Origin of the sequence: Brevibacterium aurantiacum, from assembly GCF_003932995.1 — a bacterium.
Classification (GTDB): Bacteria; Actinomycetota; Actinomycetes; order Actinomycetales; family Brevibacteriaceae; genus Brevibacterium; species Brevibacterium aurantiacum.
Window position 1 is genome coordinate 1,680,350 of sequence record NZ_CP025333.1, and the last position, 22,109, is coordinate 1,702,458.

General features: G+C 64.0%; 25 protein-coding genes and 1 riboswitch. Of the genes, 16 read left to right on the forward strand and 9 right to left on the reverse strand.

The genetic code is table 11. The annotated features are described in order from the left end of the window. The first annotated feature begins 17 nt into the window (after positions 1-17). The 4 genes from CXR25_RS07745 to CXR25_RS07760 are packed head-to-tail and all read left to right on the forward strand — an operon-like array spanning position 18 to position 4,297. On the forward strand, positions 18-1,235 hold the full coding sequence (locus tag CXR25_RS07745; RefSeq protein WP_125240487.1) for a nucleoside hydrolase: 1,218 nt from the start codon (positions 18-20) through the stop codon (positions 1,233-1,235). Beyond that, positions 1,162-2,025 (forward strand): histidine kinase, encoded by an 864-nt coding sequence (locus tag CXR25_RS07750; RefSeq protein WP_096146814.1) that lies wholly within the window; start codon positions 1,162-1,164, stop codon positions 2,023-2,025. The genes CXR25_RS07745 and CXR25_RS07750 overlap by 74 nt, the downstream gene beginning before the upstream one ends. Beyond that, complete coding sequence (locus CXR25_RS07755) at positions 2,026-2,841, forward strand: energy-coupling factor transporter transmembrane component T family protein (protein ID WP_125240488.1); 816 nt, start codon at positions 2,026-2,028, stop codon at positions 2,839-2,841. Between the two features lie 4 nt (positions 2,842-2,845). Beyond that, on the forward strand, positions 2,846-4,297 hold the full coding sequence (locus tag CXR25_RS07760; protein ID WP_125240489.1) for an ATP-binding cassette domain-containing protein: 1,452 nt from the start codon (positions 2,846-2,848) through the stop codon (positions 4,295-4,297). 21 nt (positions 4,298-4,318) lie between these two features. Here the strand turns inward: CXR25_RS07760 and CXR25_RS07765 are convergent, their stop codons facing one another. Then, positions 4,319-4,609, reverse strand: coding sequence for a YrhK family protein (locus CXR25_RS07765; RefSeq protein ID WP_009883750.1), 291 nt, complete (start codon positions 4,607-4,609; stop codon positions 4,319-4,321). A 152-nt stretch (positions 4,610-4,761) separates the two neighbouring features. On the opposite strand from CXR25_RS07765, the gene CXR25_RS07770 reads away from it, so the two are divergent. From CXR25_RS07770 to CXR25_RS07790, 5 genes are all read left to right on the forward strand, one after another. Further along, entirely contained in the window at positions 4,762-5,553 is a 792-nt protein-coding gene (locus tag CXR25_RS07770; RefSeq protein ID WP_125240490.1) for a hypothetical protein, read from the forward strand. Positions 5,554-5,659: 106 nt separating this feature from the next. Next, the gene (locus CXR25_RS07775) at positions 5,660-6,220 is read left to right on the forward strand and encodes a DinB family protein (RefSeq protein WP_164513956.1); all 561 of its coding nucleotides are present in this window, start codon (positions 5,660-5,662) and stop codon (positions 6,218-6,220) included. Positions 6,221-6,273: 53 nt separating this feature from the next. After that, entirely contained in the window at positions 6,274-6,735 is a 462-nt protein-coding gene (locus CXR25_RS07780) for a VOC family protein (RefSeq protein ID WP_069599950.1), read from the forward strand. 73 nt (positions 6,736-6,808) lie between these two features. Continuing rightward, on the forward strand, positions 6,809-7,480 hold the full coding sequence (locus CXR25_RS07785; RefSeq protein WP_069599951.1) for a PepSY domain-containing protein: 672 nt from the start codon (positions 6,809-6,811) through the stop codon (positions 7,478-7,480). Positions 7,481-7,594: 114 nt separating this feature from the next. Further along, positions 7,595-8,203: a thymidine kinase gene (locus CXR25_RS07790; RefSeq protein ID WP_009883755.1), complete on the forward strand. Its 609-nt coding sequence runs from the start codon at positions 7,595-7,597 to the stop codon at positions 8,201-8,203. Between the two features lie 53 nt (positions 8,204-8,256). Here the strand turns inward: CXR25_RS07790 and CXR25_RS07795 are convergent, their stop codons facing one another. Continuing rightward, entirely contained in the window at positions 8,257-8,901 is a 645-nt protein-coding gene (locus tag CXR25_RS07795) for a mismatch-specific DNA-glycosylase (protein ID WP_009883756.1), read from the reverse strand. A 70-nt stretch (positions 8,902-8,971) separates the two neighbouring features. Between CXR25_RS07795 and CXR25_RS07800 the strand changes: the two genes are divergently transcribed. Beyond that, complete coding sequence (locus tag CXR25_RS07800) at positions 8,972-9,475, forward strand: SRPBCC family protein (protein WP_125240491.1); 504 nt, start codon at positions 8,972-8,974, stop codon at positions 9,473-9,475. Here CXR25_RS07800 and moeB read toward each other — a convergent pair. From moeB to thiO, 4 genes are all read right to left on the reverse strand, one after another. Then, on the reverse strand, positions 9,413-10,663 hold the full coding sequence (gene moeB / locus CXR25_RS07805; RefSeq protein WP_125240492.1) for a molybdopterin-synthase adenylyltransferase MoeB: 1,251 nt from the start codon (positions 10,661-10,663) through the stop codon (positions 9,413-9,415). The genes CXR25_RS07800 and moeB overlap by 63 nt on opposite strands. Continuing rightward, positions 10,660-11,427: a thiazole synthase gene (locus tag CXR25_RS07810; protein ID WP_096146819.1), complete on the reverse strand. Its 768-nt coding sequence runs from the start codon at positions 11,425-11,427 to the stop codon at positions 10,660-10,662. Before CXR25_RS07810 ends, moeB begins: the two co-directional genes overlap by 4 nt. 1 nt (position 11,428) lies before the next feature. After that, complete coding sequence (thiS, locus tag CXR25_RS07815; RefSeq protein ID WP_009883760.1) at positions 11,429-11,677, reverse strand: sulfur carrier protein ThiS; 249 nt, start codon at positions 11,675-11,677, stop codon at positions 11,429-11,431. After that, positions 11,674-12,855, reverse strand: a complete 1,182-nt coding sequence (thiO, locus tag CXR25_RS07820) for a glycine oxidase ThiO (RefSeq protein WP_125240493.1) — start codon at positions 12,853-12,855, stop codon at positions 11,674-11,676. Before thiO ends, thiS begins: the two co-directional genes overlap by 4 nt. Then, positions 12,846-12,949, reverse strand: a riboswitch (TPP riboswitch). Its footprint overlaps the gene before it by 10 nt. Before the next feature lie 23 nt (positions 12,950-12,972). Between thiO and thiE the strand changes: the two genes are divergently transcribed. Both thiE and CXR25_RS07830 read left to right on the forward strand, forming a co-directional pair. Then, positions 12,973-13,641: a thiamine phosphate synthase gene (gene thiE, locus CXR25_RS07825; protein WP_125240900.1), complete on the forward strand. Its 669-nt coding sequence runs from the start codon at positions 12,973-12,975 to the stop codon at positions 13,639-13,641. Between the two features lie 36 nt (positions 13,642-13,677). After that, positions 13,678-14,619, forward strand: a complete 942-nt coding sequence (locus tag CXR25_RS07830; RefSeq protein ID WP_009883763.1) for a 2-dehydropantoate 2-reductase — start codon at positions 13,678-13,680, stop codon at positions 14,617-14,619. On the opposite strand, the gene CXR25_RS07835 is transcribed toward CXR25_RS07830, so the two are convergent. Together CXR25_RS07835 and CXR25_RS07840 are read right to left on the reverse strand one after the other, a co-directional pair. After that, positions 14,573-15,223: a histone deacetylase gene (locus tag CXR25_RS07835; protein ID WP_125240494.1), complete on the reverse strand. Its 651-nt coding sequence runs from the start codon at positions 15,221-15,223 to the stop codon at positions 14,573-14,575. The genes CXR25_RS07830 and CXR25_RS07835 overlap by 47 nt on opposite strands. Before the next feature lie 8 nt (positions 15,224-15,231). Further along, the gene (locus CXR25_RS07840) at positions 15,232-15,897 is read right to left on the reverse strand and encodes a DedA family protein (protein ID WP_164513957.1); all 666 of its coding nucleotides are present in this window, start codon (positions 15,895-15,897) and stop codon (positions 15,232-15,234) included. A 153-nt stretch (positions 15,898-16,050) separates the two neighbouring features. On the opposite strand from CXR25_RS07840, the gene CXR25_RS07845 reads away from it, so the two are divergent. Both CXR25_RS07845 and CXR25_RS07850 read left to right on the forward strand, forming a co-directional pair. After that, a complete protein-coding gene (locus tag CXR25_RS07845) occupies positions 16,051-17,199 on the forward strand; it encodes a histidine kinase (RefSeq protein ID WP_125240496.1) in 1,149 nt (382 codons plus the stop codon). After that, positions 17,192-17,908 (forward strand): response regulator, encoded by a 717-nt coding sequence (locus CXR25_RS07850; RefSeq protein WP_125240497.1) that lies wholly within the window; start codon positions 17,192-17,194, stop codon positions 17,906-17,908. The genes CXR25_RS07845 and CXR25_RS07850 overlap by 8 nt, the downstream gene beginning before the upstream one ends. Before the next feature lie 41 nt (positions 17,909-17,949). Here CXR25_RS07850 and CXR25_RS07855 read toward each other — a convergent pair whose 3' ends face one another. Continuing rightward, positions 17,950-19,167, reverse strand: coding sequence for a Fic family protein (locus CXR25_RS07855; protein ID WP_101638828.1), 1,218 nt, complete (start codon positions 19,165-19,167; stop codon positions 17,950-17,952). Between the two features lie 146 nt (positions 19,168-19,313). On the opposite strand from CXR25_RS07855, the gene CXR25_RS07860 reads away from it, so the two are divergent. Together CXR25_RS07860 and CXR25_RS07865 are read left to right on the forward strand one after the other, a co-directional pair. Beyond that, positions 19,314-20,552 carry an alpha-hydroxy acid oxidase gene (locus tag CXR25_RS07860; RefSeq protein WP_125240498.1) on the forward strand — a complete coding sequence of 413 codons (1,239 nt, stop codon included), beginning with the start codon at positions 19,314-19,316 and terminating at the stop codon, positions 20,550-20,552. A gap of 61 nt (positions 20,553-20,613) precedes the next feature. Continuing rightward, complete coding sequence (locus CXR25_RS07865) at positions 20,614-22,089, forward strand: amino acid permease (RefSeq protein ID WP_125187921.1); 1,476 nt, start codon at positions 20,614-20,616, stop codon at positions 22,087-22,089. Positions 22,090-22,109 lie beyond the last annotated feature (20 nt).

Consider the following 22,109-nt stretch of genomic DNA (forward strand, 5'->3'; position numbering starts at 1 on the left):
CCGGCAGAATAGGGCACATGCCTCCACACCTGCCGCTGTTCCTCGACTGTGATCCCGGAATCGACGACGCCATCGCCCTCGGATACCTGCTGTGCCAAGACGATGTCGACATCATCGGCATCGCGGCCTCAGGCGGTAATGTCTCCACTGCACAGGTCAGCGTCAACGCTCAAGGCTGGCTTGAACTTGCCGGGCGCACGGACATCCCCATCCACCCGGGAAGCGAGTTCCCCACAGCTTGGTCCGTCGGCGACCTCGCCCGAGATCCAGTCGACGGATCCCCGGCAGAGCCTGAATACGCCGACCTCACTCACGGCCCCACCGGGGCCGGTTACGCGCACCTTCCCACCCCAACAGCAACGGCGAGCTCCACCAGCGCCGCGCAGGCCTGGGTCGACGCGGCACGTGCTCACCCCGGGGAGCTCATCGGCGTCGTCATCGGACCGGCGACGAACCTGGCCCTGGCCCTTGCCATCGAGCCTGAACTTCCCCGCCTGATGGGCCGGCTCTTCATCATGGGCGGAGCCTTCAACTATCGCGGCAACACCCTCCCGACCACCGAATGGAACGTCACCTTCGATCCCGAGGCGACAGCGACCGTCATCAACGCCTTCGACCACGCCCACAGCCAGGGCACTCTTCGAGCGCTGCCGGTCATCGCCCCCATCGAAGCTACCGAGGCGCTTGAGATGACACTCGCACGGTTGAGCACGATCCTCGACAGAGCTGCGTCACTCCACGAGAGGGCAGGAGAATCATCAGCTGCCGGTGAGACATGGGATGCCTGGCTGGCCCAGATGGCAGAAGCCCTGCGGTTCTACTTCGAATTCCACGAATGGGACGGTCTGGGATACATCGCCCACATCCATGACCCCTTCGTCCTTGCCTGCGCACTCGAATGGGCACGCGGAGACCAGGGCAGACCCACCTCGGCGGGCAGGGAAGAGCCCATTGCGAACGGAACCCGAGGCACACTGCCCTGGGCGAGCACGATCTGTGCGCCCGTCGACGTCGAACTCACCGGTAAACTCACACGTGGCGAAACCGTCGCCGATTGGCTGGGACGGTGGGGGAAGGGCGTCAACGCCGAGATCATCCGCACGATCGATGCACAGACCTTCCTCGACCACCTCGGCGAAACCCTGAGCAAAGGACCCCAACATGACCATGACGCCCAAGCAGTCTGGGCAGGGGCCGACACACAATGTCGGTCCCGCACAAACCCAGAGCGATAAGAGCTTCAAAAGCCACACACTGCCCCTCACCCTGACGTTTCTCGGTACGATCGTCATCCTCGGCACCTACCTTGCCGTCATTCTGACGCAGCCGGCCAATCTCGGCACCGACCTGGGCCACACGACACTATGGGTCATGCTCGGCTACCTGGCCGGGGGAGTCCTCCTCGCAGCCGGCACACTCCCGCTCATCCCACGCAGCATCCTCGCCCTCATTCCCGTGGCCATCGCCGCCAACATCGTCATCGGCCAAGTCGTCGGCACTATCACACCCATTCCGCTCTACCTCGACTCGATCGGGACCGTGATGATCGGCGTCCTCGCCGGTCCCGCAGCCGGAGCATTCACCGGCATCATCTCGAACCTCATCTGGGGTGTGACTCTGAGCCCCAGCGTCATCGCCTTCAGCTCTGGTGCGGCCTTCATCGGTGCGGCCGCCGGTTGGGCTGCGCGGCTCGGAGCCTTCCGCACCCCCTGGTTCGCCGTCATCGCCGGCGCGTTGGCAGGAATCCCTGCCGGAGCTCTCGGGGCACCCGTGGCCGCCTACGTCTTCGGCGGCGGACTCGGCTCGGGCACCGGCGGCGTCGTCGCCGTCCTGCAGGCCGCGGGCCTGGAGATGCTCAATGCGACCTTGGCGCAGAGCCTCTTCTCCGACATCATCGACAAGGCACTCATCTTCGCCCTGGCCTACGTCATCGTGCGCACACTGCCCCGCCGGATCCGTGACCGCTATCCGTTCACCGACCACAGTCGTGCGCGCAGCTCCCGAGCAGCGGTGCGGGTCGGCTGAATGCCCGCGACTGTTCTCCACCGGGAACAGCAGGCCACCCGCCGTTGGCATCCAGCCACAGAGATCATCGTCCTCGCATGCGCTCTGCTGCTCGTCTTCGGCATCCCGTCCCCGGTCGTGCCCATCACCATCATCGGCGCCACGCTCATCACCGCGACGGCCTCACCGACAGTGAGGCTGCGTACCTGGGTGATCGGCGTCGGTGTGGTGTGCCTGCCTACGCTGCTCGTCCTCTGCGTCGTCCAAGGCCTGTTCTACCCCGGCGCCGAGGTGATCGTGCTGTGGCAGTTGGGACCGGCCAGGCTCACAGTCGAAGGGCTCGCCATTGCGGTCCAGATCTGGCTGCGGGTCGCTGCGCTCGTGTCCCTGTGCGCGCTCTTCGGCCTCGGGGCCGACTCGGCACGCCTGTTCGACGGGCTGCGGGCACTTCGGCTGCCGACCTCCGTGGCCTATATCTGCGCCTCGACGATCGGCCTCGTCCCACTCATCCGTGCCCGTACGCAGCAGATCGTGGAGGCGCGCGCCAGTCACGGCTGGGATGTCAGCAGCTGGAGGGTCCGCACGACGTTGCTCCCGGGCATCGTCACCGGCCTGTTCACCTCCGTGCTCATCGAGGTCGAACAGCGCCACGAAGTGCTCGAGCAACGCGGCATGACTGAATCGACAGCAGCGACATCACTGCAGGACCACAGCGACGGGCCGGACCAATGGCTCCTGCGCCGAGGCGTCCCCATCATCACCGTCGTCCTCGTCGTGTGCTCCGTGGCTGGTGTCCTGCCCCTGCCTACCGCCGACCAGCTGATCGGAGGTGTCTGAAACGGTGGTTCTCGAACTGATCGGGGCAGGCTTCACCTACCGCGGAGGTATCCGGCCAGCGTTGACGAGCATCGATCTTCGTCTGGAGCCGGGGCAGATGCATGCGATCCTCGGGCCAGTGGGCGCCGGCGCCTCGACATTGGTTCGACTGATCACAGGACTGTTGGGCGAGCGCGGAACCAGCGTCGGGCAGGTCCGCCTCGAAGGGACGGCGGTGATGCTCGGTGACGATCCCGAGGCTCAGCTGAGCGGAATGACGAGCCTCGTCGGCGATGAAGTGCAGCTGTCGGGACGGCTGCACGGTGACGAGGCCACACAGGTCGACAAGCGTGCACGAGAGACCTTGGACTCGCTGGGCATCGGCGACCTGTGGGGACGACGACTCGAGACCCTGTCCGGTGGCCAACGGCAGCTCGTGGCTCTGTCCGGGCTGCTCAGTCAGCGACCGTCGCTGCTGGCCCTCGACCAGCCCTCACTGTCCTTGGATCCGGACGCTCGACGTCGCCTTGGCCACGTGTTGCAGGACTACTGCACCTCCGGAGGAACGGTGCTCATCACCGCTCATCAGCTCGACGAAGTTGCTGCCGCCTGCCGTGATTTCAGCGTTCTGGCATCCGGACGCCTACATGCGAGACAACGACGACTGACTGTCCGGGACTGCGACCACGAAGGAATCTGGGATACACGAGAACAGGATCGTGTCGAACAGGCTGAGGTATCTGCACCAACCGCTGTTGCGCTCTCCGTGCGCGACCTGACGGTCTCCCGAGCCGGTGCCGCCGTCCTCGATCATGTGGACCTCGATGTCGCAACCGGTGAGATCGTGACGATCATGGGTCCCAACGGTGCGGGAAAGTCGACTCTCCTGCGCAGCCTGGCTGGTCTCCTCGAGCGTGGCGCCGACATTACGGGCGCGATCACGGTCGATGATGACGGGAGGGCGGTCAGCCTCGGCGACACCCCAGCACATCAGCGAGCCGCCCACCTCGGGTGGGTGGGGCAGGATCCGGGCAGCCAGCTCTCGGCTGCCACCGTGCGTGAGGAACTCACACGCTCGGCCCCGTTGCCCACCCACAGGCGCCGGAACAGGACAGCCATCAGAGCCCAACGGCAGGAGGCAGTGGCTTCGGCGATGGCGCAGGCACAGCTTGAAGCAGTGAGCGAGACCCATCCCTACGATCTGAGCATCGACCTCCGCAAGGATCTGGTGATGGCCGCGGCACTCATCGTGGGCTCTCGGATCCTCCTCCTCGACGAACCGACGTTAGGCAGGGACCGCCAGGCCATCGGTCGACTGAACAAGTTCATTCAAGACTTCGTTCGCCGAGGTGGGTCCGTCCTTGCCACCACCCACGACCGACGATGGGCTGCGCAAACCGCCGATCGCATCCTGTCCGTGGACAGGGGCCGACTCTATGAAGACCGGCAGACAGGTGGCACGCCCTGGTGCGAATGAGCCGGCTGAGTCCTCTGCGGTTCAGAAGTCGTATGTGGAGTCCGTAGTTGGGGTTTCGGGTCCGCGGATCTTCTGCAGGTGCAGGTGTCTGATCAGGCGGATGACAGGACGGATGAGCATCTCAACGCTGCCGAGGACGAACAGGCAGGTGCCGGTGAAGACCCACTCGTCGGAGAAGAACATGAAGCTTCCGATGAGGAACCAGATGCCGATGAGGACATCGTTGATGATGCTCAGCACCTGATATCGCTGGCGGATGACCAGCTCATCAGGTCCGATGCGGATCGTCAGGTTGTTGTCGCCAACTGTCATATCGTCCTCCTGGGCCGAGCTCGAGTGGGATCGTCTCGCTGGTGAGCGCCCCCGGAGCGTCCTATTGCTGATGCTAAGCGCGGTCCGTGTCGCATGACCAGGTCCCGTGCCGCTGAGTCTGCCGTGTCAGTGCCGCATCGTAGCGTGAGGTCATGGATAAGGACGTGAATTCGTTTGATGCACTGTATGCCGAAGCCGGCAGCCACAGATCCGTGATGCCATGGGATGAACTGCTGGGCTTCGTCCGCCGATTTCCGCAGATTGCGGCGTTCAACGCAGCCCTCATCGCACAGCAGAATGCCGGAGCGATCTTTGTCGAAACCGAACACGCCTGGCAGCAGAAGTACGGCAGGCTGCTCACTGACGATGCAGTGGCGCTGATCGTGCTCCACCCCTTTGCTCCCGTGCGCTTCGTCTACGATGTCGAAGACACCCACGGCCCACCAGTTCCCGACTCCTCGATCAGCCCATTCAAGGCAGTCGGTGCACCCACTTGGGACGGGCATCGTCTCGTCATGGATGTCCTGCACCGCAAGGGTCTGGATCTGCCCGGGCTTCCGAAGACGCAGAGTCCTACGGTGATGTTGGGACATGTCCTCTATGAGCTTGCCCTGGTCTATGCCGGCCATCGTGGAGAATTCCCGAAGCTGGGAATCTCTGCCAGCGAAACTGACATCGACGGACGCCAGGTCCGCTTCGAAGCCGAATGCATCACCTGGCTGATCGCTGGACGACTCGGACTGAAGATGGCGGCAACCGGATCGTTGAAGGGGTATCTCAAACACGGCGAGCTGCTGCCCCCACTGTCCAGGGATCGTGTTCTGCATGCGGTGAATGCCATTGAGAAGCTCTTCGGTGGAGCGCTGCACTTCGGGCAGATGGTGCGCGAAGATGTGCCGAGCCTGTTTCCACTGACCGAACAGTGGACACTCTCACCTCGGTAGAGTGCATCCGGGCTCCGAGTTCGGGCGTCGACAATCGGTGCAAATTCTGCAGGCCGGATTCCGTACAAGCCTGGTCAACGCCTCCTCGGAGGCGCAGAATGCCTATATGTCGACAACTCCGAACCGATGGACCAAGGCCAGCGTCTACCCGGACATGTGGGTCGACCCCGATGACGATCCGCGCAATACCGACGGCAGGAGCCCCGATGGTGAGGCCGAGACGCAGCTCGAGTTCATCCGTGACTACCGCTCCACCTTGAGGATGAAGTGCGAGGGGCTCGACGCTGAGCAGCTGGCGATGCGGTCGGTTCCACCATCAACGATGTCTCTGCTCGGGCTGCTCAGACACATGGTCGAGGTCGAACGTGACTGGTGCAATTGGATCACTGCGGACGAGACACGACCTTCACTTTACGGTGGCCTCGACGCGGCCTTCAGCACGTCGGGCGCAGATGCGGACATGCTGGCAAGGACCTGGTCAGACCGCGCAGCCGAACAGGCGACCACCGATGCCGAGGTCGCGAAGTACGAAGACCTGGGCACCCGCCTCGGTGAATCACAGATCGCGGTACGGGAGCTCCAGATCCACCGAATCGAGGAATACGCCAGGCATTGCGGACATGCGGACCTGCTGCGCGAATGCATCGACGGCAGAACCGGGCAGTGACCACACCGCAAAAGCAGGTATCCTTGATCGAACTATCTCAATGAGGAGACGCCATGAGTCGCGCAGTTCAGATCACCTTCGATTGTCATGACCCGATCGGGCAGGCCACCTTCTGGGCCGAGGTACTCGGATATGTCGCGCCCGGCCCTCCGGGAGTCAAACTTGAAGCCGGTGACGATCCCTTTGCCGCGTGGAAGGATTTCATCGCCGGCATGGGCATCGACATGAAACCAGAAGACTTCCGAGCCGCGATCGAAGACCCAAACGGACGCGGCCCCCGCGTGTTCTTCCAGATCGTGCCCGAGGACAAAACCGTCAAGAACAGGGTCCATCTCGATGTCCGTGCGGCTCCCGGGCTGCAGAACCACGAACGGATGCAGGCATTGGAAGACGAATGTCAGCGCCTGCTGGAGTTGGGCGCTCAACGACTCGAACGGGTCGACCCCAATCCGCCGATGGAGACCGGGTTCATCGTCATGGCCGATCCTGAGGGCAACGAGTTCTGTCTGGACTGACCAGGCCTCTCACCAGCATGAGAATCCTCTTAGCAAGGGGGCAGAAAGCCTCGCCCGTTGTTACGGTGGCGGTATGAAGACTCAGAGATTGGCCACACGGGCCGCTGCAGGGACCATGATTCTCGCTTTCGCGCTCGCCGGTTGCTCCGGCGGAGAATCGGACGCCGATCAGGCATCAGGAGGTGAGGGTCAGACAGCAGAGACAGCCGGAGCCCAGGAATCGGCCGACGACGGTGCTGAAGAGTCGGCGACAGAGAACCCGAGCCCTGACGACTCGTCTGCTTCTACGTCCGCCGGGCTGCCCCGGGACGCTGATCTGAGTAAGGAGTCGCCATCTGTGACTCCCGAAGACGCCATCTCCACAGCGAAGGAAGAAGCCAAGGACGGTGACGTCCACGCCATCGAACTCGACTTCGATGATCGCGACGAGGCCTGGCAGTACGAGGTGAAGATCATCGACGGCACAACTGAATTCGACGTGGAGATCGATGCTGAGACCGGCGATGTCGTCGACGTGGAGAAGGACTCCACGGATGACAAGGAGAAGGCGGTCGATCTCAAGGATCCGATGGCCTTCGATGAGGCGCTCAAGCTAGCTCAGGAGAAGGCCTCAGGCCGACTCGACGGGTGGAAGCTCGACTCGGACGACGATCGTATCGAATACCAGTTCGATTTCGATGACGATGACGAGGAGATCGAGGTTTCCGTCGACGTCGAATCAAAGAAAGTCTCTGTCGACGACTGACCGCGGTGACGGTTGACCGTGGTGACGTGCTGACACGGTGCATGCGCGAGCTGATCGAAGTTGAGTGACCCATATCGGTACGACGGGATCGCGGCGTAGGCTGGCCCCATGCCTATGAACCCCGTTGCTTCGCCACGGCAGGCAGGTCGTCTCGACGTCATTGCCGGCCCCATGTTCTCCGGAAAGTCTGAGGAGCTCATGCGCCGGGTCCGGCGGGCAAAGATCGCCGGGGTCAACGTCCTCGTCCTCAGCCACTCTCTTGATACCCGTTCGACGCTGTCGGCGATCACCTCGCACACCGGTGTCAATATCCCCGCCGTGCCCGTCGGCGACGTCGAGTCCCTCGCGGAGGTGGCCCACGCCGAGGACTACGATCTGATCGCCATCGACGAAGCGCAGTTCTTCGGCCCGGACCTCGTGGCGACCGTATTCGAACTTGTCGAACGCGGTGCCACCGTCATTGTCGAAGGGCTGAGTGTGACGTTCGACGGTGATCCCTTCGAACCGATGCCGACGTTCATGGCCGTGGCCGAAGACGTTCTCAAGCTGACAGCAGTGTGCACAATCTGCGGCAGAGACGCGGTCTTCCACCAGCGTGTGGGCGCACCCGGGCACACAGATGACGAGTCGGACGCTCCTGCCACAGACATCGATGCCAGCCATATCGGCGGCCTCGAAGCCTATGTCGCGCGCTGCCGCGAGCATTTCGCTCCACCACACTAGAAGCGAGGCTCCACGTTCGTGCCACGGTCGGCAATCTTGGGCTGTAAGCCCGGTCAGGCTTCGATGCTCTCCCACACTTGCCGCCAGATTCGGGCCAGATCAGGCACCTGGTAGTGGGCATTGAGGCCGCTGGGCTGGGGGACGACGTGCAGCGGAATGTCCTCGGGCCACCCCTCGATGAGTGACGAGTCCTGTAAGCCGAGTTGGGCCTTGGGCTGTGAGTACCCGATTCGGAACGAGGTGATTCCTGCGATCGCGACCACCTTGGGGCGGATGTCGTCGAGTCGGTGAACCAATCGGGCCGCCCCGTCGCGCAGCTCCTGATTGTCCAGTTCATCTGCCCTGGCGGTGGCCCGACCGACGAGGTTGGTGATCCCGATGCCCCGGGCCAAGAGCTGTGCTTCATCTGCGGCGGCAAGGCCCAGTGAGGCATCGACAAGGTGATCGGTCAGACCCGCCTGATGCAGTGAGGGCCAGAAGCGGTTGCCCGGTCTGGCAAAGGGCGCATTGACCGCAGCGGTCCACAGCCCAGGGTTGATTCCCACGATGAGCATCGACAGCTCTCCCGGACGCCCGGGCAGGACATCATCGATGGCATCGGGATCGTCGGTGGCGAACTCTGCGAGGTCGTCCTTCGTCGGCTTACGTCCTCCCAGAGGCGAAGGTCGGCGGGAGCTGATGAAACTTTCCTCAATCACAGTCTCCACAGTACCGTCGAGTCAGAACGGGTTTATCAGCGCCCGTCGATCCACGAACACCAGGGGATCCATGACGAACGATCACCAGCTCTCACTCCACCACCATGTCCGACCGCAGGCCGATGAGTCAGCACCATTCCACTTCGAGAATCGGTGGAGGGTCAATGCCTCTGTGCGGGATGTGTGGTCAGTGCTCAGTGACATCGAGGCGTGGCCGCAATGGTGGCCCAGCCTTCCCGTGGCTGTGCCCATCGATGACACGATCGCCACCGGAAGCCGAGCCGACATCCAGGTCGACAGCCCGATCGGTGTGACGTTGAGCTTCAGCATCGAACTTCAGGAAACTGAGGCACCGTACTTCGTGATCTTCTCCGCCGCCGGTGATCTGAGGGGGACCGGAGCTTGGTCGCTGCAGCAGACCGGCCCCATCACCACGATCAGCTCAGTGTGGTGCGTGACCACTCGTCGGCGGTCGATTCGGCTGCTGCGGCCGGTGGCGACGTCGATGCACTCACGAGTGATGAGAGCCGGACACTGCGGTCTGGCCAGGCGCCTGAACCGTCTCGTGTCCTGAAGCCCACCAAGCGTCGATGCCACCCAGCAGCGAACGCAGACGCACGGCCCCCGGCGCACCCTCCTTGAGCAGCGCCACGGCCTGAGCAGACCGTGCCCCCGACTTGCAGTGGAAGATGACCTCGCGTGGCGGAAGAGCAGTCGCGGCTTCCACCGCCTTCCATCCCTGGACCTGCAGCACGCTCAGCGGCAGGTGGACGGAGCCGGGAATGGCCGAGATCTGCCGTTCCCACCCGTCACGCACATCGATGAGGATGGCAGGGGAGGACTCGGCCAGATATTCTTCAATGCTGACCTCATCGTCCCGTCGCGCGCACTGACCTTCGGCACCTGAGCCCTTCGCATTCTGGCGCCCTAGTCCTTGGTCGGCAGCGGCGCAGGCCACCGCCACCTCGGCGAGGTCGGTGACTGGCGGGCGATCAGGATCCGGTGAGAACCGAAGCGTCGAGTAGTCGGCCTCCAACGCGTCATAGCGCAGCAGACGACCGATCAGCGGTGTGCCGATGCCGCAGATGAGTTTCACGGCCTCTGTGGCCATGGCGGAGCCGACGGTGCCGCACAGAACCCCGAGCACCCCTCCCTCAGCGCAGTTGGGGACCGAATCGGCCTCAGGAATATCGGGAAACAGGTCACGCAGCATCGGCCCAGGCCCGGGGACGAACGTGCTCACCTGACCTGCGAAGCGAAATATCGTGCCCCAGACCAGCGGGGTGCCGGTGAGCTCGGCGGCATCATTGGACAGGTAGCGGGTCGCGAAATTGTCGGCTCCGTCGAGGACGACATCATGGGAGCGAAACAGCTCAAATGCATTGTCAGGACTCAACCGTTCGCTGATCGCGGTGATTGCAAGCTCCGGATCGAGACGAAGCAGAGCATCACGGGCGGAATCGACCTTGGCCCGGCCGATATCGGCATCGCGGTGGAGGACCTGGCGCTGCAGATTCGAGGCCTCGACCACATCGTCGTCGATGATCGTCATCGACCCGATCCCCGCCGCGGCCAGGTAGTGCAGGACCGGTGCTCCCAGTCCGCCCGCACCGATGACCAGCACCGAGGCGGCCCGCAGTCGCCGCTGCCCCTCGATGCCGATCCCCGGCAGGCTCAGATGCCTGGCGTAGCGTTCGAGTTCCCGTGGGCTCAGAGAATCGGTCGGTGCGACCAGTGGACCCGGATTGCTCGCGGTGCTCATGCCGGAGTCACCATCCCCTCGAAGGTCGACGAGGCCAGGGCCAACGGACGCTTCGGAATCCGGCCAGCGTGGGCAGCCAGATGACCGGACTCAACGGCCAGGGACATCGCTCGGGCCATGGCGGTCGCATCATGTGCCCGAGTCACAGCCGATGCCAACAGGACCGCGGTGCAGCCGAGCTCCATCGCGAGGGCCGCATCGGAGGCGGTGCCGATGCCGGCATCAAGGATCACCGGCACCTGGGCACGGTTGACGATCGTCTCGATGTTGTGGGGGTTGAGGATGCCCAATCCGCTGCCGATCGGAGCACCGGCCGGCATCACCACGGCGACACCGGCGTCCTCGAGCCTCTTAGCCAACGCCGGATCATCGTTCGTATAGGCGAAGACCGTGAACCCGTCGAGGACGAGTTCCTCCGCGGCCCTGAACAGCTCAACCGGATCCGGCAGCAGAGTCTCCTCATCGGCGATGACCTCGAGCTTCACCCAGTTCGTCTCGAGTGCCTCCCGGGCCAGCTGGGCAGTCAGCACAGCATCACGAGCCGTATAGCATCCGGCAGTGTTGGGCAGAATACGGATGCCCATACGGTTGAGCATGGCGAACACCGAGTCCCGGGCCGTCCCGTCATATCGGCGCAGGGCCACAGTCGTCAGTTCGGTGCCCGAGGCTTCCAGGGCCTGTTCGAGGATGCTCAGCGAACTGGCGCCCCCGGTGCCCATGACCAGTCGGGAGTTCAGGGTCACCTCGTCGACGTTCCAACTCATGTCAGCCTCCCTGCACAGCGGTGACGATGTCGACACTGTGCCCCTCGGCCAAGGTGAAGTCGGACCACTTCCCGCGCCTGATCACCTCACCGTCAACGGCGAGCGCTATGCCCAGACGACTGCCGTCGACGGGTGTGCCATCGACGGTGATGTCCTTGTCAACGAGACCGGAGACGAGGTCCCTGGCCGTGGTGGGACGGGCGAGTTCATGGCGCTCGCCGTTGAGCGTGATGCTGATCGTGTCGGTCACAGTTGACTCCCTGTCGGTTGCTGAAACATTTCGGTCGGTGTGGTCTGGAGGTGCTGAGCATGAGCGGCTTCGGCGAATCGGTCGGGCGTCACCGCGGCGAGTGTCTCCGTCGGTCTCGTCAGGGTTCCGCTCTCGCGCGCGAGGTCGGCGGTGAGGTTCGCCCCCAGAGGAGCGAGGAGGATGCCATGTCGGAAGAAGCCGGTGGACACCACACAGCCGGGATCGATGCGCCCGATGATCGGCACGTCATCGGGTGAGCCCGGCCTGGCGCGGGTGGTGATGTCGGTGATCTCGGCCTCGAGGATTGCAGGGACGAGACGTTCGGCGTCGCGCAGCAGCTGGTGGACGCCTCCGGCGTTGATCCCGGACCGACCGTCCTCACGACTCGTGGCACCGAGGACGAGTTCACCGTCGGGACGAGGCACAACGTAGACGGGCCGACCTTTGACCAGCCCACGGATCGTGCGTGTGAGAAGCGGGGTCAGAGTCTCGGGCGCCCGCAGTCTGATCACCTCGCCCCATACCTGGCGCAGGGGCAGCGCGGGAACTCCGGAGATGTCGTTGCAGGAACCGCCCGCGGCCACGACGACCTGATCGGCCTGCAGTCTCGTCCCATCCTCGAGTTCGACACCGACGGTCCGATCCGCCTGAGAGAGCAGACCGGTCACTCGGGCACGGACAACGGAGTCACCGAGGACGGCCAGCAGTGCACCAGTGAGTCGACGGGGATCGATCGAATGATCCCCGGGAATGGTGACCGCACCGCATACCCCGGGTGAGAGCGCCGGTTCCAGATCCCTGGCTCTTGACCCGGGAACGAGGGAGACGTCGAAACCGGCTGCGCGCTGCAGGTCGATGAGTTCGCGCAGAGAGGCGAGATCGGCCCGGTCACCGGCACACACAAAGGTCTCGGCGCTCGAATACCCCAGATCATGGCCAGACGCGGCAGCCAGCTCGGCGGCGAAGTCCGGGTACAGGTCTGCTGAGGCACGCATCAGCGGGTACAGGGGAGACTGCCCCCACACCACCTCGGCGGCCGGAGCCAGCATCCCCGCCGCAGCATGGGAGGTACCCATGGCGGGAGCCGGATCGATGATGGTGACGCTGACGCCGCGACGGCGCAGATTCCAGGCAGTGGACAAGCCGATGATCCCGGCCCCCACAACAATGACGTGCACGTGCTTCTCCCTCCGGCGGCATGATCCGCATCAGGTTGAACGGTCGGCACAAAGCCCTCTCAGCCCCCTTTATGAGGCTCCCGCGAACTCCTCTACTCTAGGAGCATGGCCGCAGATATGACAATGGACGCCGCAGTCCACGACACAGACAGAGCCGCACGACTGGACCGGCTTCACGCGTCCAGGCTCTATGTCTGCACCGATTCCCGCAGCGCGCAGGGCGATCTCCCCGAGTTCCTTGATGCCGCCTATGCCGGTGGCGTCGACATCATCCAGCTGCGCGACAAGGGCCTCGAAGCCCGCGCTGAGATCGAAGCACTCGAAGTCCTCAGGGAGGCAGCCCATCGTCACGGGAAGCTGTTCTCCGTCAACGACCGTGCCGATGTGGCCCTCCTCGTCGGCGCCGACGTCTTCCACATCGGCCAGGGCGACCTCACCAGCGAACAGGCACGCACGGTCCTCGGCCCCGACGTGATCCTGGGCCGCTCGACACACTCCATCGAACAGGCCCACGCCGCCGAGGCGGACCCCGAGATCGACTATTTCTGTCTCGGCCCCGTGTGGGAGACCCCCACCAAACCCGGCCGGGCCGCCATCGGAGTCGAACCCCTGCGTGCGCTCGCCACCACCGCAGCCAAACCCTGGTTTGCAATCGGTGGGATCTCCGCTGGTGAGCGGCTGGCGGAAGTCCAGGCCGCGGGAGCACAGCGCATCGTCGTCGTCCGCGCAGTGACCGCAGCAGATGACCCCGCGGCGGCAGCTAAGGAACTCAAACAGGCATTGTGACAGCGCGCAGCGCAGACGCCACGGAATCCATCTGACATGGGAGAGCACACAGTGAAGATACTCATTGCCGGAGCCGGCGCAACCGGCGGAGCGTTCGGCACCCGCCTGTTCGAAGCAGGACGCGATGTCACATTCTTCGTCCGCGAGGCCCGAGCACAGACGATGAGGGCCAACGGTCTGCGATTCGTTGCACCCGGGGAGGACCGGACGAACCACATCCCCGTCCTCACCGCAGCCGAACTCGCCACTGCCAACGGCTCGAGTTCGACGTCTTTCGACCTGGTGATCGTCGCGGTCAAGGCCAACGGTCTGGAGTCGATCATCGACGACATCAGACCCGCAGTGGGGGAGGACACCCTCATCATTCCGTTCCTCAACGGCATGGCTCAGATCGAGCGATTGGTCGAGGAGTTCCCCGGCCAGGTGCTGGGCGGTCTGGTCAAGATCGTCGGGACGATCATGGACGGTGCCGTCCACCAGATGACGGACCTCGCCGTTATGACCATCGGCGATCTCGACGGAACGGGCGTCCCGGATTCCATCGCCCAGGCCCTCGATGTTCCCGGCTTTAAGTTGCAGATTCTGGACAACATCACCGACGCCCTGTGGGAGAAGTGGATCTTCATCGCCGCAGCCGGGGTCGTCACCTGCCTGTTCCGGGCACCCGTCGGGGCGATCATGGCGGCCGGAGGGCATGCGCACATTGTTCGGATCGTCGACGAGCTCGAGGCCGTCGCGGCTGCGGGCGGACACCCGGTCTCGGCCAAGGCCAGGGAGATGACCTTGTCCATGCTCACCGCCGAGGGCTCGTCGTTCACCTCATCGCTCTACCGTGACGTGACTTCGGGCCTGCCCAGCGAAACCGAGCACATCCTCGGACACCTTGCGAGAACGGCAGCGGATCTGTCTGTGGCGACGCCGCTGCTCGACCTCACACTCGTGCAGCTGCGGGCTGGGGAGTCGCTGCGGCAGAGCTGAGCTCCGACGCTGAACTGAGCTCCGATTCAAAGTTGAGCTCCGAGGCTGAAATGAGCGTCGTCACGGACCTGACCTCCTCTGCGCCGAGGCGCAGCATCGTCAGATACGGTTCGTTGGGAACGGTGTGGGGGACTGCCTCGGATCCGTGCGGGGCCGTAAACGTCACCAGCGGGATCGAGCCCTTGCGGTCGAGGACGAGGAGCGTCTCGTACTTGCCCGGTCCCACCGAATGGGCGGAACCGACGGGAAGTTCGCAGGCCAAAGTCTCCAGCGGATTCGCGGATGACGGTGGGCGGTTCATCTCCTGATCAGCGACATCGGCGAACTGCTCGGCAGTGATGAGATACGCCTTTGCCGGTGTGGGGCCTGGGACCTGATGGTCATAGAAGGCCATTCCGCCGCCGCCCCACACGGTGGAGCTGCCGGCGAAGTAGATGGATCCGGGAAGTTCGATGCCCATTTCCGCTAGAGGCGGATCGGTGTTCCTCGCGCCGGGATAGGTGACGAGTGCACCTGGAGGACGGCCGCCCTGCAGGTAACAGGCGAGCCTGTCACGATGCATGTTCGACCCATAGCTGACATACCACACGAGCGCTTGAGACATCCCATTCATCATGCCACGTCGATGGCCGAGGCTGTCCAATCTGCAGGGTCTCGGTGCGCCGTTCGATCCTGGTCTGCACGGGCTTTCCTCCTGGCCAGCAGTCTGCGCGTGAGTTCCGCTACACCGGTGATGGCCAGGGCGATGCCGATGCCCAATCCCACGCCGAGCAGAGGCTGGTCCTCAAACAGCACACCGCCGAGCAGACCGACCCCGATGGAATAGATCGCCCAGGCCAGACAGCCGAGAGCGTCGAAGATGAGGAAGCGGGTGCGCGGATACTTCAGAATCCCCGAGCTCAGGGTTGTGGCCGTACGCCCACCGGGAATGAAACGTCCCGCGATCAGGACGACCCCACCTCGGCGGGCAGAGATCTCCTCGGTGTGCGCCAGCAATCGCTTGGCCCTCGAAGACCGGGTCCACCGCTGCACCAGGGAACCCCCGCCACGCCCCACGAGGTGGGCGGCGAAGTCGCCGATGAGGGCTCCGACCACGGCTGCCAGGAGCAGGCCCAGGGGACTCGGGATGCCGGCGGCGGCATAGGCGGCGGCCGTGATGAGCACGGTCTCCGAGGGCACGATGGGGAACAGGGAATCCATGCCCGCGATGACGAAGACGAGGAGGTACACCCACGGGGATTCGACGGTGGTGCGGAGGATATCAAGGGCAAGGTCCATGTCCACAGACGCTATCGAAGCGCGACCGCACCCGGAACGCGGCGCAGTGCACACCTGCGGGACGGCGCCCCGAAGAGATGATGCGGAAAACCGGAAGAAAGGACTGCGGTCGATCCTCTGGGCGACCGTATAAGGCATTGCTACGATCAACTCATGCCCTGGCCGACGTCGCTGACCGCGAGGATTCCCCGAGAATCCCGCATGTTCGTCACCCGTTGGGCCACCTCGGTGCTGGGCATCCTCTGGGGAGTGGCCCTGTGCCTTCCGCTTCTGCTTGCAGCCGTCCCCTCGTCAACATCTCGGCTGAGCCGTCGAGTCCTCGGCTGGGAGAGGTCCCGGCAGGCGAAGTGCTTCGGCATCGTCATGGGCCAGCTCCCGGTCAGGAGAGGCTTCTTCGTCCTCACCGGCGCCCTCGCCGGGATCATCGCCGTGCCCATGCTCAATCTGCTCACCGGTTTCCTGCTTGTGACCATCGGCTCCCTCATCCAGGGCCTGTTCATCGGCGGCAGCATCACCATCGGCTTCGATTTCTGGACCATCAGCCAGCCGACGCTGTTCGTCGGAGTGCTCTACGGTGCCGCGAACCTCATCGGAGTCATCATTCTCGCCGAGGTGGCCAATTGGCTCCACGGCATCATCGACGCCAGGTTCACCCAGGTCAGCCGCCCCAACGCACCTCACACGCGTATCACCCAGCTCCTCATGACCCGGCACGGAGTGGTCATGGCCATCGACGAGGAGAGGCGCCGCATCGAACGCGACCTCCACGACGGGGTGCAGCAGAACGTCGTCTCCCTGTCCGTGCTCATCGCCCGCGCCCAACGTGCGAAGGACCAGGACAAGGCCAGCGCCCTCCTCGACGACGCTCTCGTCCAATCCCAGGACCTCATCGACGAAATGCGCGAGGTCGCCTGGCGGGTCTACCCCACAGCATTGGATGAGCACGGGTTGGGCACCGTCCTCAACCGGGTGGCCGATCACTGCCCGATACCGGTCGAGCTCACCGCAGTCCCGTCTCGGCGAGTGTCCCAGGCCACCGAGTCTGCTGCATACTTCGTCGTCCGAGAGGCGGTGACCAACGTCGTCAAACACGCGAATGCCACGAGCATCAGAATCAGCGTCATCGACGAGGAGCAGGCACTGATCGCCGAGGTGGTCGATGACGGTTCCGGTGGTGCCGATCCCACCGGCGGTGGGCTGAGAGGATTGAATCGTCGGGTCGGAGCGTTGGATGGAACACTGACTGTGACGAGCACGGAAACAACCGGAACCACTGTGAGAGCGGAGATCCCCTATGTCTGAACCCGGCGTGACCGAATCCGGCATGTCCGAATCCGCGGTCGAGGCCATCAACGAGGCTCCCATGCGAGTGGTATTGGCCGATGACTCCGTGCTGCTGCGAGAAGGGGTGAGGAGCCTGCTCGAAGACGAGGGCATCTCCGTCGTCGCCTCGGTCGACGACGGTCACCAGCTGCTGGCGGCAGTCGCGGACACCCGTCCAGACCTGGCGATCGTCGATGTGCGAATGCCGCCCACGCACACCACCGAAGGACTCGAAGCGGCCCTGGCGATCAAACGTCGCTTCCCCGACATCGGGGTGCTTGTCCTCAGCCAGTACGTGCTGCGCGAATACGCGACCGAGCTGCTGAGCACCGAGACCGTGGGCGTGGGCTACCTGCTGAAGAACCGGGTTACCGACATCGACCGTTTCCTCGATTCCGTCAACCGGATTGCTGAAGGCGGAACTGTCATCGACCCCGAGGTGGTCCGACAATTGCTGAGCTTGTCCGAGAAGCAGAACTCACTGTCGGCACTCACACCCCGAGAGAACGAGGTCCTCGAGACCATGGCCGAGGGGTTGTCGAATCGCGGCATCGCTGAACGCCTCTATGTGTCCATCAGCTCGGTGGAGAAGGCCATCAGCTCGATCTTCGACAAGCTCGGACTCCATGCCGGACAGACCACCAGCCGGCGAGTCGCAGCAGTCCTGCACTACCTCGACCAATCCTGAGCGCAGTCAGGTGCGGCAGCGCTGACCGGCGCGGCATACCCTCAGAGTTCGGAACGGGCTCGGGCACCGATGCGCAGGTTGAGGTCTTCGAGTTCGGCGAGCACATCGCCAGCACCCCAGATCTGATTGCGCTTGCGACTGGTCAGGCCGCGCAGGACCCCGGCTTCCGTCAGCGCGGAGACCGCTCTGTTCGCGGAGGAGCTGGACAGCTTCAACGAGTCCTCAAGATCGTCGATGGTGAACACCGGGTCCGATGCAAGGTAGGCCAGGATCCTGGCTGCGGCGCTGTTCTCACGCGGATGGCCGAGGAGGTCGGCCCACTCATCAGGCAGTCCAGCCAGCCGATGTGCGGTCAGTTGAGCTTCCTCCGCCGCGATCACCGAAGACTTAGACCACAGCGATATGACCGGTCCGGCATCACCTGAGTGATAGGAATTCAACGCCGCGAAGTAGCGGTCTCGAACCTCGACCAGGGCAGCAGCCAGGGGAACAGTGATCCCGGTCGTGACACCTCGAGAGTGGAGGATCCCAGCCGCCAAGGCTCGTCCGATCCGCCCGTTCCCGTCGGTGAAGGGATGGATCGCTTCGAACTGCGAATGGGCGACGGCCGCCTGCGCGATCGTGGGAATGTCCTCGCGCAGTGAGAAGGTCAGCAGATCGTCCATGAGCTCGGGGACGAGCTCCGGGGGAGGAGGAACGTAGAGTGCACCGCGAGGCGAATGATCCGAGCCGCCGATCCAGTTCTGCATCGGACGATGTCGGCCCGCCAGATGAGCCTCGCCGGCATCGTCCTTGAGCAGCAGCCGATGGGCGCGAGAAACCGAATCGGCACTGATCGCTCCCGATGTCAGCAGATCCAGCGCACCCGTTGCGGCAGCCATCGCAGTGGCCGAGGAATTGGACTTCGCACCGTGGAGGGCCCGGACGAAGTCGTCGATGGGTGCCTCTTCGGCTTCGATCTTCGATGAGGCGATCGATTCGCTGCGCAGCAGCAGGTACGACAGTGGAATCAGGGTGCGACCGTGCTCGGCATCGAGCCGGGAGATCGCACGGACCGCGGTTTCCGAGCGTGCGGCGAGCTCGGAGGGCAGTCGCAGGTCGACCGAGCCGATGCGGGCTGGAATGGAGACGGACACCTCGGCGAATTTTCTGTCGTCGATCGTTCCGCCGCGAAACTCCTGGCGCCACGGTCTGGTCTCTGTCTGCGCTGCGGGCACAGGAACTGCAGAATCGGACAGGGGACCAGCGGAGTCGGACATGGGAACAGTCTAAACGATAAGCCCACATAGGGAAATAAATGGGAATATCTCTCATGGTGATCCCAGTTCCAGTGACGACGACCCCCTCGCTAGACTCGCAGGCGTCTCGAACCCGATGAGATTCAGTGTCGAATATGAGGAGAACGATGAAACGGCAACTGCCTGACGTGAAGGAACTCGCCCCTCTCCTGCAGTTCGGTCTGCCTAGACTTGACCGGGTAGGTGCGCGACTCGACTCCGCAGCCGATATCTGGGATCTGCGCAAGATCGCCAAACGGGTGACACCCACAGCCCCCTTCGACTACGTCGACGGTGGGGCCCTTGACGAGCACACCCTGCGGAAGAACCGGCAGGTCTTCGCCGACGTCGAACTCCTCCCACGCATCCTGCACGGAGTCGACGCCCCGAACACATCGACGACTATCGCCGGTCAGGACGTTTCGCTTCCATTCGGCATGGCCCCGACAGGCTATACGCGGATGATGCACTCGGAAGGAGAGATCGGAGGAGTGAGGGCCGCGACGAAGGCCGGCATTCCCTTCTCCCTGTCGACGATGGGCACCCGCTCCATCGAAGAGGTCGCACAGGCCGCACCGTCCTCGACTCGCTGGTTCCAGCTCTACCTGTGGAAGGACCGCGCACGCAGCCTCGACCTGCTCCAACGAGCCCAGGCGAGTGGGTACGAGACGCTGCTCGTCACCGTCGACACCCCGATCACCGGTCAGCGACTGCGCGACAACCGCAACGGGCTCTCCATCCCGCCGAAGCTGACATTGAAGACGATCGTCGACGCCTCCTACCGGCCCGGCTGGTGGTTCAACTTCCTCACCACCGAGCCGCCGAAATACGCGTCCCTGTCCAACACGTCTCAGTCCCTGGCCGAGATGACCCGGACCATGTTCGATCCGACGTTGGACCTCGATGACCTCAAGTGGATCCGCGAACAGTGGCAGGGCAAGCTCTTCGTCAAAGGCGTCCTCACCGCCGAGGATGCCAACAGGGCCCGGTCCATCGGCGCCGACGGTCTGGTCGTATCCAATCACGGAGGCCGCCAACTCGACCGCGCACCCGATTCCCTGACAGCACTTGCAGAAGTGCGGGCAGCGGTCGGTGACGATATGGAACTCATCCTCGACTCCGGAATCATGTCCGGCACCGACGTCGTGACAGCTCTGTGCGCCGGAGCGGACTTCGTGCTCATCGGCCGGGCCTACCTCTACGGACTCATGGCCGGTGGCCAGCGCGGCGTGGAGCGAGCCATCGACCTTATCAAGGCCGAGATACTGACCGCCATGGGGCTGATGGGTGCCCGGACCATCGCCGACCTCGGACCGCAGCTGGCCAGAGGACTGCCCACTGCGGCAATTGCGAAGGCCGACACCTGAATGTGGTAAGAATGGCCGGGGCCCGAACAGGATCCCGCCGGTGCGACAGTCAAGGAACACGATGAACGAAGCAGCCACCTCGGCGGGGGAGAGTCGCGAACTCAAACGGGGGCTGAAGTCTCGGCACCTGCAGATGATCGCCATCGGAGGTGCCATCGGCACCGGCCTCTTCCTCGGTTCGGGCGGAACGATCTCGCAGGCGGGCCCCGGCGGCGCACTGTTGGCCTACGCCGTCATCGGAATCATGGTTCTCTTCGTCATGCAGTCGCTGGGGGAGATGTCGACCCACCTGCCGGTCGCCGGCTCCTTCCACACCTACGGATCGAAGTACGTCAGCCCCTCGTTCGGCTTCGCCATGGGGTGGAACTACTGGTTCAACTGGGCGATCACCCTCGCGGCTGAACTCGTTGCCGCCGGGGTCATCATGTCCTTCTGGCTGCCAGATGTCCCGTCCTGGGTGTGGGCGGCGATCTTCCTCGCCCTGCTCACCGGACTGAACTTCCTCTCGGCCAAGGCCTTCGGCGAGGGCGAATTCTGGTTCGCCGCCATCAAGGTCACCGCAGTGCTTGCGTTCCTCGTCCTCGGCGTGCTCATGATCGCAGGCATCATCGGCGGCGAATCGCCGGGCATGAGCAACTGGACGAGAGACGAAGCACCGTTTGTCGGCGGCTGGGTCTCGATCATCAGCGTGTTCATGATCGCCGGCTTCTCCTTCCAAGGCACGGAGCTCGTCGGCGTCACCGCCGGCGAGTCGGCCAACCCGCGCCGCGACATGCCCCGGGCCATCCGCACCGTGTTCTGGCGCATCATGCTCTTCTACATCGGCGCGATCATCATCATCGGCTTCCTCCTGCCCTACTCCGACCCCTCGCTGCTGGCCTCGGCGAACAATGAGGACGTCACCGCCTCACCCTTCACCCTCGTCTTCGAGCGTGCCGGAATCGCAGTGGCCGCATCGGTGATGAACGCCGTCATCCTCACCGCGATCCTCTCCGCCGGAAACTCCGGACTCTACGCCTCCACCCGCATGCTCTACGCGATGGCCAAGGAGGGGACCGCGCCGAGGCTGTTCGCCCGCCTGAATGAACGCGGCGTTCCCGTCATGGCGCTGCTGGCCACCGCCGTCATCGGACTCTTCGGCTTCCTCTCCGAGGTGATGGGCGACGGGGGTGCCTACACCTGGCTCATCAACGTCTCCGGGCTCTCCGGGTTCATCGTCTGGGTCGGCATCGCGTGGTGTCACTTCCGCTTCCGGCGGGCCTACGTCAAGCAGGGCCATGACATCGCAGACCTGCCGTATCGTGCCCCGCTGTTCCCGATCGGGCCGATCATCGCGCTCGTCATGTTGGTCATCGTCATCATCGGCCAGAACGTCGAAGCCGTCGTCAACGGACGAGTCCTCGAGGTCGCCTCGGCCTACATCGGGCTGCCGGCATTCCTGCTGCTGTGGCTCATCCACCGCCTGGTCACCGGTCGCCGCTCCAGCACCGTGCCCCTTGACGAGATGGACGTCGAAGGACTCGAGATCAAACCCTGAGTGGGCTCAGAGGCCGATAA